Below are 22,038 nucleotides of genomic sequence, written 5' to 3'. Positions count from 1 at the left end.
GTCGCCGCCCACCTCGTCGTTCAGGCGGGCGCGATTTCGGCGATCAGGCCTTCGACCAGGGTCCTGATCCCGTCCCGGATCTGCCGGACGGACTCGACGCCCTGGCCCGCCGGGTCGTCGAGCTTCCAGTCGAGGTAACGCTTGCCCGGGAAGACGGGGCAGGTGTCGCCGCAGCCCATGGTGATGACGACGTCCGGTGCCTGGACCGCCTCCGTGGTGAGGATCTTCGGAGTCTCGGCGGAGATGTCGATGCCGACCTCGTCCATCGCCTGCACGACGGCAGGGTTGACCGTCTCGGCGGGAGCGGAGCCGGCCGAGCGGACCTCGATGCGGTCACCGGCGAGGTGGGCGAGGAAGGCAGCGGCCATCTGGGAGCGGCCTGCGTTGTGGACGCAGACGAACAGCACGGACGGGCGGGGGGTGGCAGTGCTCATGAGCGGGATCTTTCTCCTGAGAACGGATCGGTCAGGAGGCGGCGGGTTCCGGCTCGCCGTGCGGAAGGACGACCTCATCCGCTGCGGGGGCGGGGCGGCCGTAGACCGCCGCCACGACCCCCAGCCCCAGCCCGGCGCCGAGCACTTGAGCAGCGACGAAGGGGGCGACGGAGGCGGGCGCAATGCCGGCGGCGTCGGCGGTGAAGGCCGTGCCGGCCACGAACCTTCCGGAAGCTGATCACCAGAGCGTAATCTCCTTGCCGCGCACAAGATCTTCACGCGACGGTCAGGGGGAGACCGCATGCAGCACCGTTCCACACCGCTCGCCAGGACCCTGGGTGCGGCGGCCCTGCTGTCGGCAGCCGCTGCATGGGGTGCGGCCTCGATCCAGGACTACGCCGACGGCCCGCGCCCGGACGTTCTCGTTCCGCTGGCCCTGGCTGCGGTGTTCGTCGTGGGCTGGCTGCTGGCCTCTCGGTCGGCGCCCCTCGTGAAGCCGCTGCCGACGACCGCTCCTCCCCGGGAGACGATCCCCGGCAAGCTGGGAGCGCTGCGCCGTGACTGGGGGCTCATCGCCACGGCGTACCTCACCGTCTGGGCGCCCTTCGCGGCGGCCAACAGCGCCTTCTACAGCGGGCCGGGCTGAGCTCTCCCCGCCGCATACTGCTTGCTCACCTTCGTCCTCGGTGTCGTGCTGTCCCTGTGCAATCTCTGCCTGTTCCAGGGCTACCTCGATCGCGCGCAACGCATGCTCAGGCAGGACGCCGCCGCGGGCAGCGTGCACGCGGTGCGGGTCCGGTTCGGTACCCCGGTGCAGGAGACGTACCGGTACCCGACAGGGAAGGGTGTCGGTCGGATCGGCGTCAAAAGCACCTACTGCATCGAGCTGGTGCCCGAGGACCACACCGGCGTGCAGCAAACAGTCCGGCTCCAGACCACGCACATCGGTCACAGCATCATCGTCAGCGAGAAGCACCTCACCCATGCCGCCGCCCGACTCGGGGGCCACGGCGGCTGGCTGTGCTGGCCGACCCGGTGGCGGGACATCGCGGGCACGAACAAGGAGCGCAGGGTCCCCGCCGCTTTCGTCTCCGACTCCGGCCATGTGGTCTGGGGCGTGACGCCGGAGGAGGACCACACGCACTACCTGCGCGCCGGTGCCGCACCGGTGTGCCAGACCGACACCGCGCTGGCCGTCGCACCGCTTCCCCGGCCTTCCCGGTATTTCGCCAAGGTGCACGCCTCGCACCTGCGCGTCGCGGCGGTCGGCGCCCTCCTCGCCGTCCCGTTCCTGCTGGATGCCGTCCCGCACTGGGCCGGCCTGCTGTTGGGTGTGATCTCGGGGGCCCTCGGGCTCTTCGCGGGGATGACGATGGACGGGGTCGGCGTGGACCAGGAACCCTGGACCCGTCGCGAGACGTCGCATCCCGCGCTGCAGTAGGCGCAGCGCCCGCCGCGGACGCGGGTCGTGACGTTGTCGACGTTCACGCAACGGGTGCGGGAGTGTTCGTTCCGGTGGCGCCCCGGGTGAGGGCCCCTCGCGCCTGAGCGAGCCTGCGGATCGCCTCGGTGAGCCGACTGGAGGGGAGCGTGTACGGCAGTCGGACATGTCGTTCGAATGCTCCGCCGATCCCGAATCGTGGTCCGGCCGCGATGGTCACTCCGTGGTCGGGCGCGATCGCCGCCGCGCTGCGCACGCTTGCGACCCAGATGCACACCGGCGGCGGCCGGGTGCCCGAGCTGTGGGAGGTCAGCCCACCGGCACCGAGTCCGGCAGGCCCAGCGCCGCGGACACCTGGCGCCAGATGGCCGAGAGGGCGCTGTCCAGGGTGACCGTCGGGTCGCGGAGCATGAGGCGGATGCCGTAGCCGTCGCTCAGGGACAGGACGAGTGTGCTGAGGTCGTCCACGTCGGTCGGTGTGAACTCGCCGGACTCGATGCCGCGTCGTACCGCGTCGGCCACCCAGGTGTGCAGCTGCGCGTACAGGTCGACGGCGAAGGTCCGGGTGGTCTCGTCGCGCAGGGCCCGGGCCCACAGTTCCTGCCACAGCCGCCAGTCCTGGCGCAGTTCGGGATCGGTCGGCAGCAGGTTGCGCAGGATGCGGGCCAGGATGACGGCCGCCGGCGCCGTGTCCGCGTCGCGGTCGACGTCGAGGGCGGTGTTGGCGAAGGAGTGGGTCATCGCCTCGGTGAACAGCTTCTCGCGCGTGTCGAAGTGGTAGTGCAGCAGCGCCGTGGACACACCGGCCCGCTCGGCGACCATGCGCATGCGGATCTTCTCGAAGCCGATCTCGGCGATGACCTCGCACGCCGCGGTCAGGATGCGCTCGCGTGTGTCTGCCGTGCGCACCTTCGTGGACACCCTGCGACTCCCCTCGTTCGGTGGTCGTACGCCGTGACCATTTTCCCTCACCGCGGCCTCGCCGGTGTCACGGCCTCACGCTGTTGTTCTTCGTACACGTGGAAGCCCCGGCCGGACTTCCGCCCCAGCAGGCCCGCCTCCACCATCCGGGAGAGCAGCGGTGGGGGTGAGTACTGCGGCTCGCGGAACTCGGCGTACAGGGACTCGGCGATGGCGCGGGTGGTGTCCAGGCCGATCAGGTCCGTCAGGGCCAGCGGGCCGAGCGGGTGCGCGCAGCCGAGGACCATCCCGCGGTCGATGTCCTCGGCCGTCGCGCTGCCCGACTCCAGCATGCGGACGGCCGCGAGGAGGTACGGGACGAGCAGCGCGTTGACGATGAATCCGGCCTTGTCCCGGGTCCGGACGACCTCCTTGCCGAGGGTGCCGGTCACGAAGTCCTCGGCCCGTGCCGTGGTGGTGGGAGAGGTCAGCAGCGACGGGACGAGTTCGACGAGCCGCAGGACCGGTACGGGGTTGAAGAAGTGCACGCCGACCACGCGGTCGGGGCGGGTGGTGGCGGTGGCGAGCCGGACGACCGGGATGGAGGAGGTGTTGGTCGCGAGGATGGTGTGGTCGCCGGTGATCACGGAGTCGAGGCGGTTGAAGACGTCGAGTTTGAGGCTCTCGTCCTCCGGCACCGCCTCGATCACCAGGTCGTGGTCGTGCAGGGCTTCGATCTGGTCGACCACGGTGATCAGGCCCGCCGCGGCCTCGCGTCGTTCGGCGTCGAGCCTGCCGTGTGCGACGGCCCGGTCGAGCGAGCGGGTGATACGCAGCAGGCCCGCACGGGCCGCCTCCGTGTCGCGTTCCACGATCGTCACCGGCACGTCGGCGCGGGCGCAGACCTCGGCCATGCCGGCGCCCATCAGGCCGCAGCCGACGACCCCCACTCGCTCGATCTCGGTCATCCGTCTTCCTCTCCGAACTGTTGCGACGTACGGGTGTCAGGCGAGGGGCAGGTCCAGAACCCCCGTGCCGCGCCTGATGAGTTCGTTGGCGATGATCAGCCGCTGGATCTCGGAGGTGCCCTCCCAGATGCGGTCGACGCGCAGCTCGCGGTAGAGCCGCTCGACGGCGTACGAGCGGTCGTACCCACGGCCGCCGTGGATCTGCAGGCAGCGGTCGATCACGCGGCCCGAGGCCTCGCTCGCCGCGAGCTTGGCGATGGCCGCCTTGGCGTGCAGCGTCTTGCGGTCCTCGGCCGAGGCCTGGTCGATCTCCCAGGCGACCTGGTGGGTGTAGGCGCGGTTGACGGCGATGTCGACGGCGCAGTCGGCGAGCATGCCCTGGATCAGCTGGTACGACGCGATCGGCGCCCCGAACTGCTCCCGCTCCACGGCCCAGTCACGGGCCAGCTCCAGGGCCCGCTCGGCCGCGCCCGTCGTGCGGGCCGCGATCATCAGGCGCTCCTCGGTGAACCAGGAGCGGGTGATGTCGTATCCCTCGCCGATGCCGCCGAGCACGGCGTCCTCGTTCACCTGCACGTCGGCGAAGGTGAACTCGGGGTGCTCGTAGACGAAGGTGTGCATGAAGCGCGGCACTCGTGTCATCTCGATGCCGGGGGTGTCCTTGTCGACGAGGAACAGCGTGGGCGCGCGATCCGGGCCCGCCGCGGCGAGCACGATCATGAAGTCGGCGTGGTCGCCGACGGTCACGAACCACTTCTCGCCGTTCAGCACCCAGCCCTGGTCGTTCTTCGTGGCCGTGGTGGCCAGGTTCTGCGGGTCCGAGCCCGCGCCCGGCTCGGTGACGGCGTAGCAGTCGCGCCGCTCGCCCTTGATCACCGGGACGAGGAAGCGCTCGCGCTGCTCGGGGGTGCAGAACCTGAGGGCGTTGGCGGGGCGCCACACCATGTCCCACAGGGCTCCGGTGAGCCGGCCCAGCTCCTCCTGCACGGTGACCTGCTCGGCGATGGTGAGTCCGGCGCCGCCCCACTCGGCCGGCATGTTCACGGCCTGGAGTCCGGCGTCGAGGACCGCGTCGCGGATCTTGGCGTGGGCGCTCGCGGGGAGGCCGTTGTCCTCCTCGCACTGCAGCTCGTAGGCGGCGATGACGTCGGTGAGGGCGCGTGCGTCGGCCTTCAGCTGTGCCTGGCGCGGGGTGAGGCGGAAGTCCATGGAAGTCCTCGCTGTGGGGTGATCGGGGGTGGGCGGTTTCAGTGCGTGGGCAGGGCCAGGGCGCGGGTGCCGCGTTTGATCAGCTCGTTGGCGATGATGAGGCGCTGGATCTCGGAGGTGCCCTCCCAGATCCGGTCGACGCGCAGCTCGCGGTACATGCGCTCGACGGCGTACGAGCGGTCGTAGCCGCGGCCGCCGAAGATCTGCAGACAGCGGTCGGCGACCCGGCCTGCGGCCTCGCTGGCGGCGAGCTTGGCGGTGGAGGCCTTGGCGTGCAGCGTCTTGCGGTCGGTGTGCGGCTGGTCGGCTTCCCAGGCGACCTGGTGGGTGTAGGCGCGGTTGACGGCGATGTCGACGGCGCAGTCGGCGAGCATGCCCTGGATCAGCTGGTACGACGCGATCGGCGCCCCGAACTGCTCCCGCTCCACGGCCCAGTCACGGGCGAGTTGCAGGGCCCGCTCGGCCGCGCCGACGGTGCGGGCCGCGATCATCAGGCGTTCGTCGGTGAACCACTCCTTGGTCAGCTCGTAGCCGTTGCCGACGCCGCCGAGGACGTCCTCGTCGGCCACGAAGACGTCGGTGAAGGTGAACTCGGGGTGCCCGTTGACCGCGGAGTGCATGAAGCGCGGGACCCTGGTCATCTCGACTCCGGGCGCCGCCTTGTCCACGAAGAACAGCGTGGGCTGCCGCTCGGAGCCGGCGTCCGCCTGCACCAGCAGGAAGTCGGCGATGTCGCCGCAGGTGACGAACCACTTCTCCCCGTTGAGCAGCCAGCCGCCGTCGGTACGGGTGGCCGTGGAGGTGCCGGAGGACGGGTCCGAGCCCGCGCCCGGCTCGGTGACGGCGAACGCGTCGAACTTCTCCGCGCGGATCACCGGCAGCAGGTACTTCTCGCGCTGCCGCTCGTCGCCGTACGCCAGGACGTTGGCGGGCCGCCACGGGATGTCCCAGAGGCAGTTGGTGACCTTGCCGAACTCCTCCTCGACGATGACCTGGTCGAGGAGGCTGAGGCCGGCGCCGCCCCACTCGGCGGGCATGTTGATGGCGTAGACGCCCGCGTCCATGGCGGCGCGGGTCAGTTCGGTGACGAGCTCCTGCGGCAGGGGTCCGCCGGCCTGCTCGGACTGGTCCTCGTAGCGCATGAGCAGGCGCGCGTACGCGGCGGCGCGGCGCTTCAGGTCTGCCTGTTCGGGGGTGTAGCGCATGTCCATGGGTGCCTCTTCGGTCGGCGGGACGGCGGGTGGGGCGGTGCCGGTCAGGCGAGTACGGCTCGGGAGTCCAGGGCGAGGACGCCGTGCGGGCCGACGAGCAGGGGGTTGACCTCGATCTCGGCGATCTCCGGGTGGGCTGCGGCGAACGTCGTGATCGTCTCGACGGCCGCCGCGGCCGCGGCAATGTCGACGGGTGGGCGGCCGCGCACGCCGGCGAGCAGGGCGGCGGTGCGCAGTCCGCGCAGCAGGCTCAGGGCGCGGTCGGCGGGTACGGGGGCCACGGTGAAGGCGACGTCGTGCAGGGCCTCGGCCAGCACTCCGCCCAGGCCGACCATGGCGACCGGGCCGAAGCGCGGGTCCCGGTTGACGCCGACGATCAGCTCGATGCCGTCGGTCAGGTCCGCCATGGCCTCCACGGAGTAGGAGGAGGCGCCGAGCCGGGCGCGCATCTCGCGGAAGGCGGCGAGCAGTTCGTCGGGCCCGGCGAGGCCGAGTGCCACGCCGCCCGCGTCGGACTTGTGCAGCAGATGAAGGGCCTTGAGGACGTACGGGCCGGTGAACTCCGTGGTCGCGGCGAGCAGTTCGGCCTCGTCGTGGATCTCCCGGGCAGCCGGGAAGGCGAGCCCGGCCGCTTCGAGGGCTCTGCGGGTCTGCAGGTAGCCGCTCTCGCGCAGGGGTGACGCAGGAGGGGGAAGGGGCCTGACGCCGGTGCGAAGCGCGCGGGGTGCGGTCGCGGCGAGGGCGCGGGCGGCGTCCTCGGCGGCGGCGAAGACCGGGATGCCGGCCGCGGTGAGGGTGCGGCAGCTGGGGGACTCGGGGTACATCGACTGCACCACGAGGGGTTTCGCGGTGGCGCGGTGCCGGGCGGCGATGAGGCGCGCGGCCTCCTGTTCCCCGTCCGCGAGCACGGTGCCTCCGCCGCCGAGCCCGCCGTCGAAGGCCGCGTAGCCGCCGAAGTAGCCGGTCATCAGGACGGCGTCGACCTCCTCGGCCGCCAGCAGCGCGGCGACGGTCTCCGCGTACGAGCCGGGGTCCTGCTCCCCCATTCCGGCGAGGTCCACCGGGTTGGCGACGGCCGACTGCGCCCACAGGGCCTCGCGCAGCTGTTGCCGCGTGGGTTCCCGGAGTTCGGGCACGGTCAGGCCCGCCGTCTCGACGGCGTCGGCGGCCACCACCCCGTGGCCGCCGCCGTCCGTGAGTACGGCGACCCGGCGGCCGGCCGAGCGTCGGGCGTTGTTCAACGCGGCGAGGACGACGGTGAGTTCACGGGGCGTGGCGACCAGTTCCACACCGGCGTCGCGGCAGGCAGCGGTCACGACGTCGGCGGAAGTGGTCAGCGCGCCGGTGTGCGACTGGGCGCTGCGTGCGGAGGCGTCACCGCGTCCGGCGGTGAGGAGCACCACGGGCTTTCCGGCTTCGGCGGCCGCCTCGGCGAAGGCGCGTCCGTCGGCGAAGTCCTCCGCGTAGACCGCGATGGCGTTCGTGCCCTCGTGCCGGGCACAGTCGGCGAGCAGGTCGACGAGGGTGACATCGGCCTGGTTGCCGAGCGAGACGAAGCGGGAGAAGCCGAGACCGTGCGGGCCGAAGCGGAGCTGGAGTTCGAGGGCGAGGTTGCCGCTCTGGCTGAGGAGCGCGATGCCACCGGCTCTGAAGGTGTCGGAGGCCAGGAAGAGGTCGGTGGTGTTGTCGGCCAGGCCCAGGCAGTTGGGGCCGATCATCACGGCTCCGGCGGCGCGTACACGTTCGGCGACGGCACGCTGGCGGCTGCGCCCCGCCTCACCGGTCTCGGCGAACCCGGCGGTGATCGCGACGATCGCCCGCGCCCCGCACCGCAGCGCCTCGTCGACGGCGTCCGCGAAACCGGCGGCGGGCACGGAGACCACCGCAAGGTCGACGGGCTCGCCGATCGCACTCAGGCTGGGGGCGGCGGTACGGCCGAGCACCGTGCCGCCGCGGCGGTTGACCAGGTGGACGGGGCGGCGGCCGTTCGCACGGATGGCCTGGGCGGCGATGGCATGGCCGTACTTGGCCGGGTCGTCACTGGCTCCGACGACGGCTACGGAGACGGGGTCGAAGAGGGCCGACAGGTCACGTCCCATGTCACTTCACCAGCCGCAGGGCGGAGTTGGGGCAGGCGGCGACTGCTGCCAGGGCGGCGGCCTCGCCGCCCTGCGGGACCTCGTGCGCGCGCACCTGCGCGTAGCCCCACTCGTCGAGGTCGATCAGCTCGGGCGCGGGTTCCTGGCAAAGGCCGTAGCCCTGGCAGCGGGTGGAGTCCAGCAGGAGCTTCATGGTGCGGTCCTTTCGGTGCGGCGGGGTGAGGGTGCGTGGCGGGGGTCCGGTTGCGGGTCAGGAGGCGGATGGGGCGCAGGGTCCGGACCGCGGCTCAGGGGGCCGGACGAAGCACAGGAGTCCCGATGCGGCTCAGGGCACCGGCACCGTGAACCGGCGCCCGTCCTCGGGTGCCGCGCCTTCGCAGGCGGGGCAGCCGGAGCGACGGTGGGCCTCGACGCGGTCCGGGAAGTGGGCGAGCAGGGTGGCGACGACGCGGGCGGCGGCGTCGAGCAGCCCGCAGGCCCCGCGGCCGGGCAGCTGCCGCGACCAGCGGTGCAGCTTGTCGGCCGCGTCGTCGCCCGCCTGACCGCGAGCGACTGCCGTGAGGGTGCGGGCCATCGCCCCCGTGCCGGAGACGCACACCCCGCACTGCCGGGCGCTCTGCGCCGCGAGGTAGGCGGTTGCCTCGGTGGCGACGGCGACCGGGCAGTCCTCGGGGTGCAGGAAGTGCAGCGCCCCGCAGCCGAGGGCTCCGCCGGCCGCGCGCAGGCGGTCGTGGTCGAGGAGCAGGTCCCTCCAGCCCGTGCCGTGCAGGCCGCCGAAGAGGCCGCCCAACAGGACCGTCTGCGCTATGCCGTGCCGGCACAGGTCGGCGAGGACCTTCAGGTGGGTACCGGCGGGCACCTCGGCCAGCGCGGACGTACCGCTGCCGCCCGAAAGGGTCACCAGATGGGCTCCGGCGACGGCGTCCGCGGCCTCGGGGCGCGAGCAGATCAGCGCGATCCGGGCCAGCGTCTCCACATTGGCGACGAGGGTGGGCGCGCCGCCGACACCGCTCTCGAAGGGGCGCGGGGGTTTCGCCGCGGGCAGCGCCGGACCACCGTCGATGCGCCGTACGACCGCGCTCTCCTCGCCCGCCACGTAGGTGTGCTCCGTGCGTACGACGTCGAGGCGCAGCGTGGGGGGACACTCGGCGAGTGCCCGGCGCACGGCCTGCTCGGCGGGGCCGTCGGAGAGGTACACGCAGCCGCGCTCGGCGCCGGTCATGCCCGCGACCAGGCGGATGCCGTCCAGGACCAGGTGGGGCCGGTGCCGCAGCAGCCAGCGGTCCTTCACCGAGCCCGGCTCGCCCTCCTCACCGTTGGCGACGACGACGTGCGGGCCCGGTGCGTCGCGGACGGCTCGGATCTTGACCGCGGCGGGGAAGCCGGCCCCGCCGCGGCCGCGCAGCCCCGCGGCGGCGATCCGGTCGAGCAACCGCTCGGGCGAGGTCAGCGGGGCGTAGCCGCCCGCGGCCAGGTACCGGGAGCCGTCCTCGCTGCCGCCGGACAGCCAGACGCCGGACAGCAGCGGGGTGAGGAGGCCGGGCTGGCCGTCGGGGAGGAGGGAGAAGACGCCGGTCATGCCGTGCTCCTGGGGTCGGGGTGGCCGGCGGGGCCGGTGTCGCCGCGGGCTCTCAGCCGCAGCAGCGCCATTTCCAGGTCCCGTCGCTGCGTGGCCGTACGTACGTATCCGGCCCCGGGCAGGCCGATCAGCATGCGGTGGTGGTCGAGGACGACCTCGCCGGCCACCAGCGCCGGCCGTGGGTCGGCGGGGGCGGTTCCCGCAGCGGCCTCGACGACCAGGTCGGTGACCTCTCGGAGGTAGCGGAGCCAGCCGGCTTGCGTGCCGCGCAGCACCAGCCGCTCGACGCGGTGCCGCTCGGCGGCGACGAGGGCCGCCGGCGGGCGGTCGTCCGCCGGGGCTCGCAGGGCGGCCACCGCGGCGGGCAGTTCCTGTTCGGGCTCCGGCGTGAGACCGAGCCAGACGAGACTTCGGCGAGCGCTCATGCGTGCCTCCGGGGGCGCACCGGGTCCGGGTGGTCCGGAGACGGTGTGGCGCGGCGATGGCGTGGACGGGGAGCTCCGGCACCGCGAGGAGAGGGGTGGGGAGCTGTGCGGGGTGCCCGGCCGGGACCGGGCACGGCGTGGACGGTGACAGGAGGTGTCCGGACCGGTGCGAGGTGCCCGGTCGTCCGTCCACCACGACACTAACTAACTAATTAGTCAGCACACAAGTCTTGACTTGATCCCGCCGTCGCCGCACTCTGACTAACCAATTAGTCAGCCGGATCCCGGCAGGTCCGGCCACCTCACCCGACGTCGTACGCGACGCCGTACGTGACGCCGCACCTGCCGTCGTTCCGGGCAGAGCCTCACCGCCGATCGCCGCCGCCGCGGCGCGGAGGAGGACCCCATGCACCCCTCGACCACCCGGGCAGCCGACGCCGTCTCCGCTGCCCCGCCGGAGCCGCCCCCCGAGCACCCCGGGGAAGCCCTGCCGGCCCGCTACTACACGGATCCGGCCATCGCCGGGGCCGAGACCGAACGCATCTTCGCCAAGTCCTGGCAGCTCGTCTGCCACGAGTCCGACCTCCCCGGACCCGGCGCGCGCCTCACCGCCACCGCCGCCGGCCGGGAGGTACTGGTCGTACGTACCGAGGACGGCGGTCTCGCCGCCCACCTCAACGTCTGCCGGCACCGCGGCACCCGCCTGGTCACCGCCCCGGAGCCGTCCGGCAAGGCGATCCGCTGCCCGTACCACGGCTGGACCTACAAACTCGACGGGCGGCTCGTCGGAGCCCCCGAGGCGCGCCGGATCCCCTGCCTGGACAAGCCACGGCTCGGACTGCACCCGGTCAACGTGGAGTCCTTCCTCGGGTTCGTCTTCGTCAACCTCGACATGGAGGCGACCCCGCTCGCGGAGAGCTGCGCCGGGCTCGCCGAGGCCGTCGGCCGCTACGCCGACCCCGGTCTGGTCCCCGTCGGCAGGCACCGCATCCACGACCTGGCGGGCGGCGAGGAGCAGAACGCCAACTGGAAGGTGATCGTCGACAACTACCTCGAGGGCTACCACGTCCCCGTGGCCCACCCGGCACTCATGCGGTTGCTGGACTACCAGGCGTACACGGTGGACGTGCAGGAGAACTACGTCCTGTTCGAGTCCCCGCTGCGCGACAAGCCCTCCTCGAACTGGACCGAGCGGCTCTACCAGCGGCTCGCGACGCCGATGCCGGGGCTGACCGAGGCCGACCGGCGGGTGTGGCGGTACGCCGTGATCTATCCGAACACGCTCATCGACTTCTACCCTGACCACGTGCTCGCGTGGACCGCCCTGCCCACCGCCCAGGACCGGGCGGCGATCCCCGGCGGCTTCTACACCCGGCACGGGGAGAGCGTCCGCACCCGGCTGGCCCGGCGGCTGAACATCCACATCGGCTGGGTCACCAACGACGAGGACGCCGAGCTGGTGGAACGTGTGCAGGCCGGCCTGCGGACGCCCGGTTTCGAGCCGGGGCCGCTGTCGCAGCGCGAGGCCGCCGTGGGCTGGTTCGCCCGCCGGGTCCGGGACGACCTGGAGGGGGACACCCGGTGACGTCCTCCCGCGCACTCCACGCCGTACGCCTCCCGTCGGGGTTACCCCGCGTCCGCTGACGCACGCACGCACCCTCCCCAGACCGGTCCTCCCTACGGAGTCAGGGCCTCCGTGAGCCGACCAACCGGTCCCGCCCTGGAGTTGTGCCGTTCCTCGACGGAGAGGACGTTCATGTCCCCCGAGGTACCACCGCCGACCCGACGCGCCGTGCTACAGGCGGGCGCCTGCGGCCTGCTGGGCGCCGCGGCCGGCGGCTGCGGGTTCATGCCCGCCAAAACGCCCGACGCCGGACAGCTCGCCCCGGTCCGGGCGCGCGTCGACGGCGATCTCGTCTACTTCAACTGGGCCGACTTCGTCGACCCGTCCGTGTTCAAGGGGTTCGAGAAAGAGTACGGCGTCAGGGTCATCCAGTCGAACTTCGACTCGATGGAAGGCATGGTCGCCAAGCTCAACGCCGGCAACCGCTACGACATCGTCTTCCCCACGGCCAAGTGGGCCCAGCGCCTGGTACGCGGCGGCCGGCTGCGGCGCATCGACCACTCCCAGCTCACCAACTCGCACGCCGTGTTCGGCGCGTACGCGTACTTCGCCGACCCCTGGTACGACCCCGGCTCCGCGCACACGGTCCCCTTCACGGCGTACAAGACCGGCATCGGCTGGCGCCGCGACAAGATCGGCGACCTGACCGGGTCCTGGAAGGACCTGTGGAGCGACAAGGCCCACGGCAAGGTCTTCCTGCTGGACGACCGCGACGAGGTCCTCGGCATGGGCGCCCTCGAACTCGGCCTCGGCGTCAGCACCGGAGACACCGGTGACCTCGACCGCATCACCTCCCTGCTGAGCACGCTTCGCCCGCGGCTGCGCGGCTTCTCCAGCGACAGCTACAACAACCTCCTCAACGGCAACGCGGTCATGACCCAGGCCTGGAGCGGTGACATGGCCGCCATGCTCAACCAGGCCAAGGACCCCTCCGTGTTCGGCTTCGAGGCCCCGAGGGAGGGCACGCCGATCAACTCCGACTGCTACGCCATCCCCTGGAACGCCCCTCACCCCGGCACCGCGATGCTGTTCATCGACTACATGCTCCGGCCGGAGAACGTGAAGAAGAACATCGAGTACATCGGCTACCCGATGCCGGTGGCCGGCTCCGAGAAGACCTACGCCGAGCTGGTCAAACCGTTCCCCGAGTGCCTCGTCACCGAGGAGGACCTCAAGGCGGACCTGTTCTTCCGCAACGGCGGCCGCGCGGCGGAGGACGCCCGCGACACCGCCTGGACCCATGTGAAGGCGGGCTGAGCCATGGCACTGCTCCGCCACTCCTCGCGCACCCGCAGCCGGGACACCACCGGAAACCGGATGTGGGTCTGGTTCATGCTGCCCGGCACCCTCTGGATGACCGGGTTCCTGATCGCCTCGCTGGTCCTGGTCGCCGTCCTCGCGGTCGGCACCACCGACGACCTCGGCAACCCGCGCTTCGGCTTCGACCTCTCCGGCGTACGCGCCCTCGCCGACCCCGCCTACACCGAGGTCCTGGCCCGCTCGCTCGGCTACGCCCTGCTGACCTGTGCGATCTGCCTGTTGATCGCCTACCCGGTGGCGTACACCATCGCCCTGCACGGCGGGCGCTACAAGCACGCGCTGATCGCCGCGATCGTGGTGCCGTTCTTCGCCAACTACCTGGTCCGGATGTACGGCTGGTCGGTGGTCCTCTCCGACGACGGACCCGTGCTGCGCGCCCTGCGCGCGGTGGGGCTCGCCGACGGGAACACGAAGATCCTCAACACCGGTGTCGGTGTGGTCGCGGGACTCGTCTACGGCTTCGCCGTCTTCATGATCATCCCGTTGTACGCGGCCCTGGAGCGACTCGACGTCTCCCTCATCGAGGCCGGCCGCGACCTGTACGGCGGTCCGGTCCGCACCTTCTTCCACGTCACCCTGCCCGCCACCCGGCAGGGAGCGGCGGCCGGACTCGTCCTGGTCTTCCTGCCCGCCATGGGCGACTTCGTCAGCGCACAGCTCATGGGAGGACCGGACCAGATCATGATCGGCAACCTCATCCAGGACAAGTTCTTCCAGGGCCAGAACTGGCCGCTGGGCTCCGCGCTCACCATGCTGCTGATGCTGGTCCTGCTGGTCGGGATGCTCGGCTACCTGCGGCGCACCCGCAAGGACGAGGCGGAGGTCCGCAGATGACCCTGCTCAAGCCGCGCTCCGCCACCTCCCCCACCCGGCCGACGGCCCGTAGCCGCCCGCGGCGCGGCCGCGCCGACCGCAAGCCGCGCGTCCTCGTCGCGGTCACCGGGCTCTTCTTCGCCCTCCTCTACCTCCCCATCGCCGTCGTGGCCCTGTTCTCCTTCAACTCCAAGAAGTCCCTGACCGTGTTCGGCGGGTTCAGCCTGCGCTGGTACCGGGCCTTCGTCCACGACGACGTCCTCATCTCGTCGTTGGGCACCAGCCTGCGGATCTCCCTGGTGGCGATGGCCGGTTCGGTCGTCCTCGGTGTGGCGCTGGCACTCGGCCTGGTCCGCTGCCGCACCCGGCTCGGCTCGCTGGCCGGACTGATCATGCTGGTACCGCTGATCACGCCGGAGATCGTCACGGGTGTGGCGTCCATGCTGCTGTTCAAGGGCCTGGGCGTGGCCCTGTCCACCGGCACCGTGATGCTCGCCGAGATCACCTTCTCGATCTCCTACGTCACGGTCATCCTCCGGTCCCGGGTCGCCGCGCTGAACCCGGAGGTGGAGGAGGCCGCGATGGACCTCGGCGCCACCCGGTGGCAGGCGGTCCGCCTGGTGACCCTGCCGGCCCTGCTCCCCGCCGTACTGGCCAGCGCCGTACTGATCTTCGCGCTCGTCTTCGACGACTTCGTCCTCGCCTACTTCACCACCGGCGTCGACCCCCAGCCGCTGCCGGTGCGGATCTACTCGGCGATCCGCTTCGGCGTGCAGCCCACGATCAACGCGGTCGGCACGCTGATGCTCGCGGGATCCATCGCCCTGATCGCCCTGGCTCTGTTCATCCCGCGCCTCTTCGGCCGCCGCGGCGGCCTCGACATCCTCTCCGGAGAGTGACCCATGGACGCGACCCCCGCCGTCCGGCTCGACGGCGTCTCCAAGCAGTTCGCCGACTCCTACGCCGTCCACCGGCTCGACCTGGACATCGAGTCCGGCCACTTCTTCTCCCTGCTGGGCCCCTCCGGCTGCGGCAAGACCACCTCCCTGCGCATGATCGGCGGGTTCAGCGACCCCACCGAGGGCTCGGTGCTGCTCGCCGGTGAGGACGTGACCGCGCTGCCGCCGAACCGGCGCAACGTCAACACGGTCTTCCAGAGTTACGCGCTGTTCGACCACCTCAGCGTCGCCGACAACGTGGCCTTCGGGCTGAAGCGCAAGGGCGTCGCCAAGGCCGAGACACGGCAGCGCGTCGGCGAGATGCTGGACCTGGTCCAGCTCGCCGGCCTGGGCGACCGCAAACCCCCTACCCTCTCCGGCGGCCAGCGGCAGCGTGTCGCACTCGCCCGCGCGCTCGTCAACCGTCCCGCCGTGCTGCTCCTCGACGAGCCGTTGGCCGCCCTCGACCTGAAGCTGCGCCGGCAGATGCAGGTTGAGCTGAAGCAGATCCAGCGCGAGGTCGGCATCACCTTCGTCTTCGTCACCCATGACCAGGACGAGGCGCTGACGATGTCCGACCGGATCGCGGTCATGAACGAGGGCCGCATCGAACAGTGCGGCACTCCCGAGGACGTCTACGAGCACCCCGCCACGCGCTTCGTCGCCTCCTTCATGGGCACCTCCAACCTGATGACCGGCACCTACCGGGGCGGTGAGGTCGCCCTGGAGCAGGGGCCCGCCCTGCCGGTCGGCGCCCGGACCGGCATCGCGGACGGCACCGCCGTCAGTGTGTCCGTGCGCCCCGAGAAGATCTGGCTGTCGGACTTCGAACCGGGCATGTCGATGCTGACCGGTGTCATCCGCGAAACCGTCTACAGCGGCCCCACCACGACCTACCTGATCGAACTCGCCCCGGGCGTCACGTTGTCCGTGCTGGAGCAGAACACGGCCCGCGCGCGCATGGAGGACCGATGGAGCGGCGGCGAGACGGTGGAGTTCGGCTGGCGGCCCGAACACTGCCTGGTCCTGGCCTGATCCCGACCCGTCCCACTCACGAAAGCGAAGCTGATGCATCACGACGTGATCGTGCTCGGCGCGGGACTGGCCGGGCTCGCCGCCGCCCGGGACCTGGCGGCCGCGGGCACCGACGTGCTCGTCCTGGAGGCCCGGGACCGCGTCGGCGGCCGGGTCGAGCAGACCCGCACGCCCGACGGCCGTACCGTCCAGCTGGGCGGCGAAGTGGTCGGCCATGCCCACACCGCATACCTGCAACTGGCCGAGGAACTCGGCCTGGAGCTGGTCGCCAGCTACGTGGCCGAACCCGGCCGTATCACCCGTTCCACACCCGAGGGTCTCTCGGCCGGCGACCCGCCGCACTGGTTCGGCCCCGGCGACATGGCCCAACACGAGCAACTCGGCAAGGAGTTCGGCGAACTCGCCGCCTCGGTCGACCCCGACGCCCCCTGGTCGCACCCGGAGGCGACCGCCCTGGACCGGCTCTCCGTGGCCGACTGGCTGCGCTCCCGCCACGCCACACCCGCAGTGGTGCGGCTGTGGGACATAGGCCAGCTGGCCCTGGCGGGAGGATCGTACGAGCGCATCTCGCTCCTGGCCGCGCTGCGCAAGAGCGCGGCGGTCCCCGGTACGGGCGACTACGACTACGAGAACTGGGAGGGACTGCGACTGGCGGAAGGGTCGGCCTCGCTCGCCGAGGTCATGGGCCGCGAGCTGGGGCCGCGCATACGGCTCGGCTCGCCCGTCGCCGCGCTGGACATACGCCCGGGCCACTGCGCCGTGCGCCTCGTCACCGGCGAAGTCCTCACGGCGGCGGCCGTGGTGAGTGCCCTGCCGGTGGGGCCGCTTCGTTCGGTCGCCGTCACCGGTGTGAGCGACGCCCGCCTGGCCTCGCTGCACCGGCAACGACAGGCGACGGCCGCGAAGTTCGCCGCCGTGTACGACCGTCCCTTCTGGCGCGCGGACGGGCTCAACGGCCTGTCCGAGACCGAGGGGGTTCTGGGCAGCACCTGGCCGCAGAACGAGGGCGTGCTGTCGGCGCTGATCCCGCCCGAGCGCTACGGCGTCCTGCTCGGCACCCCGCCCCATCTGCGCACTCCCGAGCTGCTCGCCGAGATGGCCGCGATGTTCGGCGACGAGGCACTGCGGCCGACCGCTTGCCATCTGCGGCTGTGGGGCACCGACCCGTGGACCCAGGGCTACGTCACCCAGTGGTCGCCGGGCGACGTCATGGCGGTCGGTCCGCTGCACGGCACCCACGAGCCGCCGTTCTACGTCTGCGGCTCCGACCAATGGGTCGCCGGATACATGGAGGGCGCCGTCCGCACCGGCCGCGCCGCCGCCGAGGAGGCGCTGCGCCGTGGCTGACAACGCCCGCCTCAACCACATCGACGGCAAGCAGGTACCGGCCGCCTCCGGTGCCACCGTGCCGCTGGTCGACCCGGCCACCGGGCTCCCGCACGGGACGGCCCCGCTCTCCGGCCCCGAGGACGTGGACGCGGCCTGCCGGGCGGCCGAGCAGGCCCTCCCCGGCTGGTCGGCCACGACTCCGGCACGGCGGCAGACCGCGCTGCTGCGCATCGCCGACGCCCTGGAACGGGAGGCGGACGCGCTGGCGAGCGCCGAGGTGACCGACACCGGCAAGCCGCGCGCCCTCTTCCTGGCGGACGAACTACCGGCGATCGCCGACGTGTTGCGGTACTTCGCCGGGGCAGCCCGGAACCTGCCGGGCGCCGCCGCGGCCGAGTACACGCCGGGCCGTACCTCCGTCCTGCGCCGCGAACCGGTCGGCGTGTGCGCGCAGATCACCCCGTGGAACTACCCGCTGATGATGGCCGTCTGGAAGGTCGCCCCCGCACTGGCGGCCGGCAACACCGTCGTCCTGAAACCGTCCGACACCACGCCGTCGTCGGCCACGCTCCTCGCCCGGCTGGCCGCCGAGCATCTGCCGCCCGGAGTGCTCAACGTGGTGTGCGGCGACCGCGGCACCGGGCGCTCTCTCGTGGCGCACCCGGACGTCCGGCTCGTCGCCGTCACGGGCAGCGTCCGCGCCGGGCAGGAGATCGCCGCGGCGGCGGCCGCCGACCTCAAGCGGCTGCACCTCGAACTCGGCGGCAATGCACCGGTGTTGGTCCACGAGGACGCCGATCTCGACGACGCGGTCGAGCAGTTGTCGGCGCCGGCCTTCTACAACGCGGGGCAGGACTGTACGGCCGCCACCCGGATCCTCGTCCACCAGCGTGTGTACGAGAGCTTCCTGGACGCCTTCGCCGACCGGGCCGCACGGCTGCTGCCCGGCGGCCCCGACGACGAGCGCGCCGACTTCGGTCCGCTCGCGAACGCCGCCCAACTCGCCGCCGTGCGCGGCCTGCTGGAGCGGCTCCCGGACCACGCCGAGGTCGTCACAGGCGGCGGGGCGCTGGACCGCCCGGGCTACTTCCACCAGGCCACGGTGGTCGCCGGAGTCCGGCAGGAGGACGAGATCGTACGGAGCGAGGTGTTCGGCCCGGTCGTCACCGTCCAGCCCTTCACCGAGGAGTCCGAGGCCTTGCGCATGGCGAACGCCGTGCCCCAGGGGCTGGCCGCGAGTGTCTGGACCCGCGACCACGACCGGGCCATGCGCGCGAGCCGGGCACTGCACACCGGCATCGTCTGGGTCAACACCCATGGCACGACAGTCTCGGAGATGCCGCACGGCGGTGTGCGCCACTCCGGTTACGGCAGCGACCTCTCTCTGACCGGCCTGCTCGACTACACACAGGTCAAGCACGTCATGTTGTGAGAGGGGTTCGGCACGCGTCGAACGCCTCAGTTTCCTACAGGAGGCATCAGGATTCCCGCACGACTGTGGCTGGATTGCGCATCTGACGGGTGTTCGAACGTCGCGATACTCAGGGCTGGGCAATCCGCCCCAAACTCCCGCCTTCGGAGGCCACTGATGCCCCAGACCAGTGTTCAGACCGCGGCAGTGCTCGAAGCCTGGCTGTCGGGAGCCGAGAGCGCCTACGGCCAGCCCAACCCCGCCGGGCCGCTCTACGTCGGCGGCGCGGCCGCGGAGGCCGCGCTCACCGACCCGAGCGACTCCCTGTACGGCTTCTGTTCCAGCCCGAGCGGGTCGCACGGCAGCTGGTGCTGCTGATCGTCCACGGTGCCTTCGGGCCCCGGCCGGGGAACCGCGCGCTGCTCGCGCGGTTCCCCGCGTCTCGTTCGGTGAGCTGCAAGAGGGAGGGTGGAAGGTGAGCGGATCGGCGCCGGACGGCGTGGACGAGTCGGAGTGGTTCGCCGGGCCCGTACGGAGCATCGCGCGGCCGTGGCGGGACGAGTTGGCGGGGCGACTGGCGGACGTGACCGCCCTGGACCGGGACGAGCGGGACGTCGTGCTGGAGGCCGGCCACACCGCTCTGCTCAGGTCGTTGCACGCCAAACTCTCCCGCCTCTTCCTGGTCGAACTGCACGCGCTGCGCCTGGCCCAGGGCGCCGCTCCGGACGCCGAGGGTGCGGCGGACACCAGGACGTGGGCCGCGTTCGTCGAGCAGGCCGGTGCGGAGGGCTATCTCGACAAGTTGGCCGACCGGTACCCGACTGTCGGCCCGCGGATCGCCGCGGTGGCGCGGATGTCGGTGGCGGCCACGGCCGGGTTCGCGGAGCGGCTCGCCGCGGACCGGGCACTGCTGCAGCTGCTGCTCGGGGGACCCGCGGGGCCGCTGCATGCCGTGACGTTCGGGGCGGGCGACAGTCACCGGGGCGGTCTGACGGTGAGCCGGGTCGACTTCGCCGGCGGGAGCGTCATGTACAAGCCCCGGCCGTCCGAGGCCGACGTGGCTCTGGGCGCGCTGCTGGGCGAGCTGTTCTCGGACTTCCCCGGCGCCCCGGCGCCGGACGAACGGATCCGCGTGCCACGGACGTTGGCGCGCGTGGGCTACGGCTGGGCCGAGTTCGTCCACCACCGGTACTGCGCGGACGACGCCGAACTCGCCGCGTTCTACCTCAACGTGGGGCACTGGCTGGCCGTGCTCCGCTTCACCGGCGGCACCGACATGCATGCCGAGAACATGATCGCCGCGGGCCCGGTGCCGGTGATCGTGGACGCCGAGACGCTCTTCGACTCCCCCGCGCCCTTCCCGCCCAGCGGCCGGGGTGACGCGGTGGACGTGGCGGCGGCGGCCATCCGCCGGACGGTGCTGCGCACCGGGCTGCTGCCCGTGCGGGGCACCGGGTTCGCGCTCGGCGGCGTGGACATCTCCGGGGTGGGGGCACTGCCCGGGCAGCAGCCGCTGATCCCGAACCCGGTGATCGCGGACGGCGGCACCGCGGCGGCCCGCTTCCAGGTGGACCTGGTGGCGATGCCCACCGCGGGCAACCACCCGAGCCCGACTCCTGTGCTGAGCGCGTACTGGGACCTGATCCTGGCCGGCTTCCGTGAGATGACCGCACACCTGCGCCGGCCCGGCGCGGATCCGTACCGTCTGCTGGCCCGCTTCGAAGGCGTCCGGGCGCGCCGGATCCTGCGACCGACCCAGGCCTACGTCGACATCGGCCGCATGCTGTGGCATCCCGCGTCGTTGCACGACGAGGCCGCGGCCGTCGAGCGGGCCCGGGACATCCTGCGGCGCAACGCCGAGGTGCTGCCCGGTGCGCCGACGGAGCGCGCGGCCGTCGACGGCGAGATCGCGGACCTCCTGGCCGGCGACGTGCCGATGTTCGGCTTCACCGTGGACGCGGCCGCCGTACGGAACACGGTCGAGGACTGGCACACCGCCGACTTCGCGCTGGAGGAGTCGGTGATCCAGGACGCGCTGGTGGGCGCGTACCTGAACGAGCGTTCGCTGCCGGCGCGGGTGCAGGTCGCCGCCCGCGACCCGCACGCCCGTGACCGGGAGCGGCGCCGCCGGGAGCTGGCCGCGCGGATGGTGCGGCGGCTGTGCGACGGGGCGGTGCGCGGCGAGGACGGTACGGCGACCTGGATCAGCCCGGTCTTCACCCCCGCGGGATGGTCCATCAGGGTGCTGCCCGCCGACCTCTACACCGGGCAGGGCGGGGTGGTGCTGACGCTCGCGGAATACGCGGCCGAGGTACGGGCCGGGCGGGCGGACGAGGTTCCCGGCGTCACCGAGACGTTCGAGGGCGCGCTGCGCGTGCTGATGAGCACCGAGGAGCGGACGCCGACACCGTCACCCGGGGCGTTCAGTGGCGCCGCGTCGCAGGTGTGGACGTGGCTGGCGTTGCACCGGGTGCTCGGTGAGCGCCGGCTGCTGGAGCGGGCCGCCGCGAGGGCGGTGCTGCTGGAGGGCCGACTGGTCGAGGACGACGTCGAGGTCGATCTCCTCAACGGAGCGGCCGGTGGCATCGTCCCCCTGCTCAACCTGGCCAGAGCGACCGGGCAGGACCGCTGGCTCGCCGTGGCGGCGCACATCGGCCGCCGGCTGACCGGGCTGGCCACGGTCGACGCGAGCGGTGCGCGCTGGACGACCCGGCTCAACCCGGAGGGCATCGGCGGCTTCGCCCACGGAGCGACCGGCATCGGCTGGGCGCTGACCCGGCTCGCCCTGAGCGACGCGGGTTCCGCGGCCGAACGCCAGGGCTGGGCCCGCCTTGCCGAACGGGCCTTCGCCTACCAGGAGTCCCTCTACCAACCGGACCACGGAAACTGGCTCGACGTCCGCGTCGGCGCCGAGGAGGACTTCTTCACCAGCTGGTGTCACGGCAGCGCGGGGATCGGGATCGGCATGCTGGACCTCCACCGGCGGCTCGGCGATCCGACCCACCTCGACATGGCTCGCCGCGCCGCACAGGCCTGCGCGGCCGAGGGTTTCGGCTGGAGCCACACGCTGTGCCACGGCGACCTCGGCCTCTGGCAGTTCCTCACGTCCATGAACGCCGGCGACCCCTCCGACCTGGACGGCGAGATCCTCACCAGCCTCGAACAACGCGGCCCGGTCGGCGGCCTGGCTCGGGAGGCGTTCTCGCCCAGCCTCATGTCGGGCCTCTCGGGAGTCGTCCACACCCTCCTGCGGATGCACGGTTCGGCGTCCTTGCCGGATCCCCTGGTCCTCGACTGACCCG

General features: G+C 72.2%; 21 protein-coding genes. 11 read left to right on the top strand and 10 right to left on the bottom strand.

What is annotated here, in order from left to right; translation table 11 throughout:
- Window positions 1–20: 20 nt before the first annotated feature.
- Both ACIF83_RS24530 and ACIF83_RS24525 read right to left on the bottom strand, forming a co-directional pair.
- Window positions 21–434 carry an arsenate reductase ArsC gene (locus ACIF83_RS24530; protein ID WP_393479707.1) on the bottom strand — a complete coding sequence of 138 codons (414 nt, stop codon included), beginning with the start codon at window positions 432–434 and terminating at the stop codon, window positions 21–23.
- A 31-nt stretch (window positions 435–465) separates the two neighbouring features.
- On the bottom strand, window positions 466–654 hold the full coding sequence (locus tag ACIF83_RS24525) for a hypothetical protein (RefSeq protein WP_393479705.1): 189 nt from the start codon (window positions 652–654) through the stop codon (window positions 466–468).
- An 81-nt stretch (window positions 655–735) separates the two neighbouring features.
- On the opposite strand from ACIF83_RS24525, the gene ACIF83_RS24520 reads away from it, so the two are divergent.
- The gene (locus tag ACIF83_RS24520) at window positions 736–1,080 is read left to right on the top strand and encodes a hypothetical protein (protein ID WP_399729933.1); all 345 of its coding nucleotides are present in this window, start codon (window positions 736–738) and stop codon (window positions 1,078–1,080) included.
- A 21-nt stretch (window positions 1,081–1,101) separates the two neighbouring features.
- On the top strand, window positions 1,102–1,875 hold the full coding sequence (locus ACIF83_RS24515; RefSeq protein ID WP_399729930.1) for a hypothetical protein: 774 nt from the start codon (window positions 1,102–1,104) through the stop codon (window positions 1,873–1,875).
- Window positions 1,876–2,184: 309 nt separating this feature from the next.
- Here the strand turns inward: ACIF83_RS24515 and ACIF83_RS24510 are convergent, their stop codons facing one another.
- From ACIF83_RS24510 to ACIF83_RS24475, 8 genes are all read right to left on the bottom strand, one after another.
- Window positions 2,185–2,796, bottom strand: coding sequence for a TetR/AcrR family transcriptional regulator (locus ACIF83_RS24510; protein WP_393479700.1), 612 nt, complete (start codon window positions 2,794–2,796; stop codon window positions 2,185–2,187).
- A gap of 47 nt (window positions 2,797–2,843) precedes the next feature.
- Window positions 2,844–3,743, bottom strand: a complete 900-nt coding sequence (locus ACIF83_RS24505; RefSeq protein WP_399729927.1) for a 3-hydroxybutyryl-CoA dehydrogenase — start codon at window positions 3,741–3,743, stop codon at window positions 2,844–2,846.
- A 36-nt stretch (window positions 3,744–3,779) separates the two neighbouring features.
- A complete protein-coding gene (locus tag ACIF83_RS24500) occupies window positions 3,780–4,952 on the bottom strand; it encodes an acyl-CoA dehydrogenase family protein (RefSeq protein WP_399729924.1) in 1,173 nt (390 codons plus the stop codon).
- A 38-nt stretch (window positions 4,953–4,990) separates the two neighbouring features.
- Window positions 4,991–6,163 (bottom strand): acyl-CoA dehydrogenase family protein, encoded by a 1,173-nt coding sequence (locus ACIF83_RS24495; protein WP_393479693.1) that lies wholly within the window; start codon window positions 6,161–6,163, stop codon window positions 4,991–4,993.
- 44 nt (window positions 6,164–6,207) lie between these two features.
- Window positions 6,208–8,262 carry an acetate--CoA ligase family protein gene (locus tag ACIF83_RS24490; RefSeq protein ID WP_399729921.1) on the bottom strand — a complete coding sequence of 685 codons (2,055 nt, stop codon included), beginning with the start codon at window positions 8,260–8,262 and terminating at the stop codon, window positions 6,208–6,210.
- A gap of 1 nt (window position 8,263) precedes the next feature.
- Window positions 8,264–8,455, bottom strand: a complete 192-nt coding sequence (locus ACIF83_RS24485; protein WP_399729918.1) for a ferredoxin — start codon at window positions 8,453–8,455, stop codon at window positions 8,264–8,266.
- 132 nt (window positions 8,456–8,587) lie between these two features.
- On the bottom strand, window positions 8,588–9,841 hold the full coding sequence (locus tag ACIF83_RS24480; RefSeq protein WP_399729915.1) for an NADH-ubiquinone oxidoreductase-F iron-sulfur binding region domain-containing protein: 1,254 nt from the start codon (window positions 9,839–9,841) through the stop codon (window positions 8,588–8,590).
- The gene (locus tag ACIF83_RS24475) at window positions 9,838–10,266 is read right to left on the bottom strand and encodes a hypothetical protein (RefSeq protein ID WP_398140498.1); all 429 of its coding nucleotides are present in this window, start codon (window positions 10,264–10,266) and stop codon (window positions 9,838–9,840) included. The genes ACIF83_RS24480 and ACIF83_RS24475 overlap by 4 nt, the downstream gene beginning before the upstream one ends.
- 406 nt (window positions 10,267–10,672) lie before the next feature.
- Here ACIF83_RS24475 and ACIF83_RS24470 point away from each other — a divergent pair, with 406 nt between their 5' ends.
- The 9 genes from ACIF83_RS24470 to ACIF83_RS24430 all read left to right on the top strand — a co-directional run bounded on the left by ACIF83_RS24470 (window position 10,673) and on the right by ACIF83_RS24430 (window position 22,034).
- Window positions 10,673–11,851, top strand: coding sequence for an aromatic ring-hydroxylating dioxygenase subunit alpha (locus tag ACIF83_RS24470; protein WP_399729911.1), 1,179 nt, complete (start codon window positions 10,673–10,675; stop codon window positions 11,849–11,851).
- 171 nt (window positions 11,852–12,022) lie between these two features.
- Window positions 12,023–13,147: a spermidine/putrescine ABC transporter substrate-binding protein gene (locus ACIF83_RS24465; protein WP_393479678.1), complete on the top strand. Its 1,125-nt coding sequence runs from the start codon at window positions 12,023–12,025 to the stop codon at window positions 13,145–13,147.
- Between the two features lie 3 nt (window positions 13,148–13,150).
- On the top strand, window positions 13,151–14,044 hold the full coding sequence (locus ACIF83_RS24460) for an ABC transporter permease (RefSeq protein ID WP_399729908.1): 894 nt from the start codon (window positions 13,151–13,153) through the stop codon (window positions 14,042–14,044).
- Window positions 14,041–14,922 carry an ABC transporter permease gene (locus ACIF83_RS24455; RefSeq protein WP_399729905.1) on the top strand — a complete coding sequence of 294 codons (882 nt, stop codon included), beginning with the start codon at window positions 14,041–14,043 and terminating at the stop codon, window positions 14,920–14,922. The genes ACIF83_RS24460 and ACIF83_RS24455 overlap by 4 nt, the downstream gene beginning before the upstream one ends.
- Window positions 14,923–14,925: 3 nt before the next feature.
- Window positions 14,926–15,996: an ABC transporter ATP-binding protein gene (locus tag ACIF83_RS24450; RefSeq protein WP_399729902.1), complete on the top strand. Its 1,071-nt coding sequence runs from the start codon at window positions 14,926–14,928 to the stop codon at window positions 15,994–15,996.
- A gap of 33 nt (window positions 15,997–16,029) precedes the next feature.
- Entirely contained in the window at window positions 16,030–17,343 is a 1,314-nt protein-coding gene (locus tag ACIF83_RS24445) for a flavin monoamine oxidase family protein (protein WP_399729899.1), read from the top strand.
- The gene (locus ACIF83_RS24440) at window positions 17,336–18,757 is read left to right on the top strand and encodes an aminobutyraldehyde dehydrogenase (protein WP_399729896.1); all 1,422 of its coding nucleotides are present in this window, start codon (window positions 17,336–17,338) and stop codon (window positions 18,755–18,757) included. Before ACIF83_RS24445 ends, ACIF83_RS24440 begins: the two co-directional genes overlap by 8 nt.
- 156 nt (window positions 18,758–18,913) lie before the next feature.
- Window positions 18,914–19,114, top strand: coding sequence for a DUF6229 family protein (locus ACIF83_RS24435; RefSeq protein WP_393479662.1), 201 nt, complete (start codon window positions 18,914–18,916; stop codon window positions 19,112–19,114).
- Between the two features lie 97 nt (window positions 19,115–19,211).
- Window positions 19,212–22,034, top strand: coding sequence for a type 2 lanthipeptide synthetase LanM family protein (locus ACIF83_RS24430; protein ID WP_399729893.1), 2,823 nt, complete (start codon window positions 19,212–19,214; stop codon window positions 22,032–22,034).
- The last annotated feature ends 4 nt before the right edge of the window (window positions 22,035–22,038 follow it).

The sequence above is a fragment of the Streptomyces sp. NPDC085866 genome (genome assembly GCF_044541035.1).
Classification (GTDB): domain Bacteria; phylum Actinomycetota; class Actinomycetes; order Streptomycetales; family Streptomycetaceae; genus Streptomyces.
The sequence above is the reverse complement of the archived record's forward strand: the minus strand, read 5'-3'. Positions and strand labels throughout refer to the sequence as shown.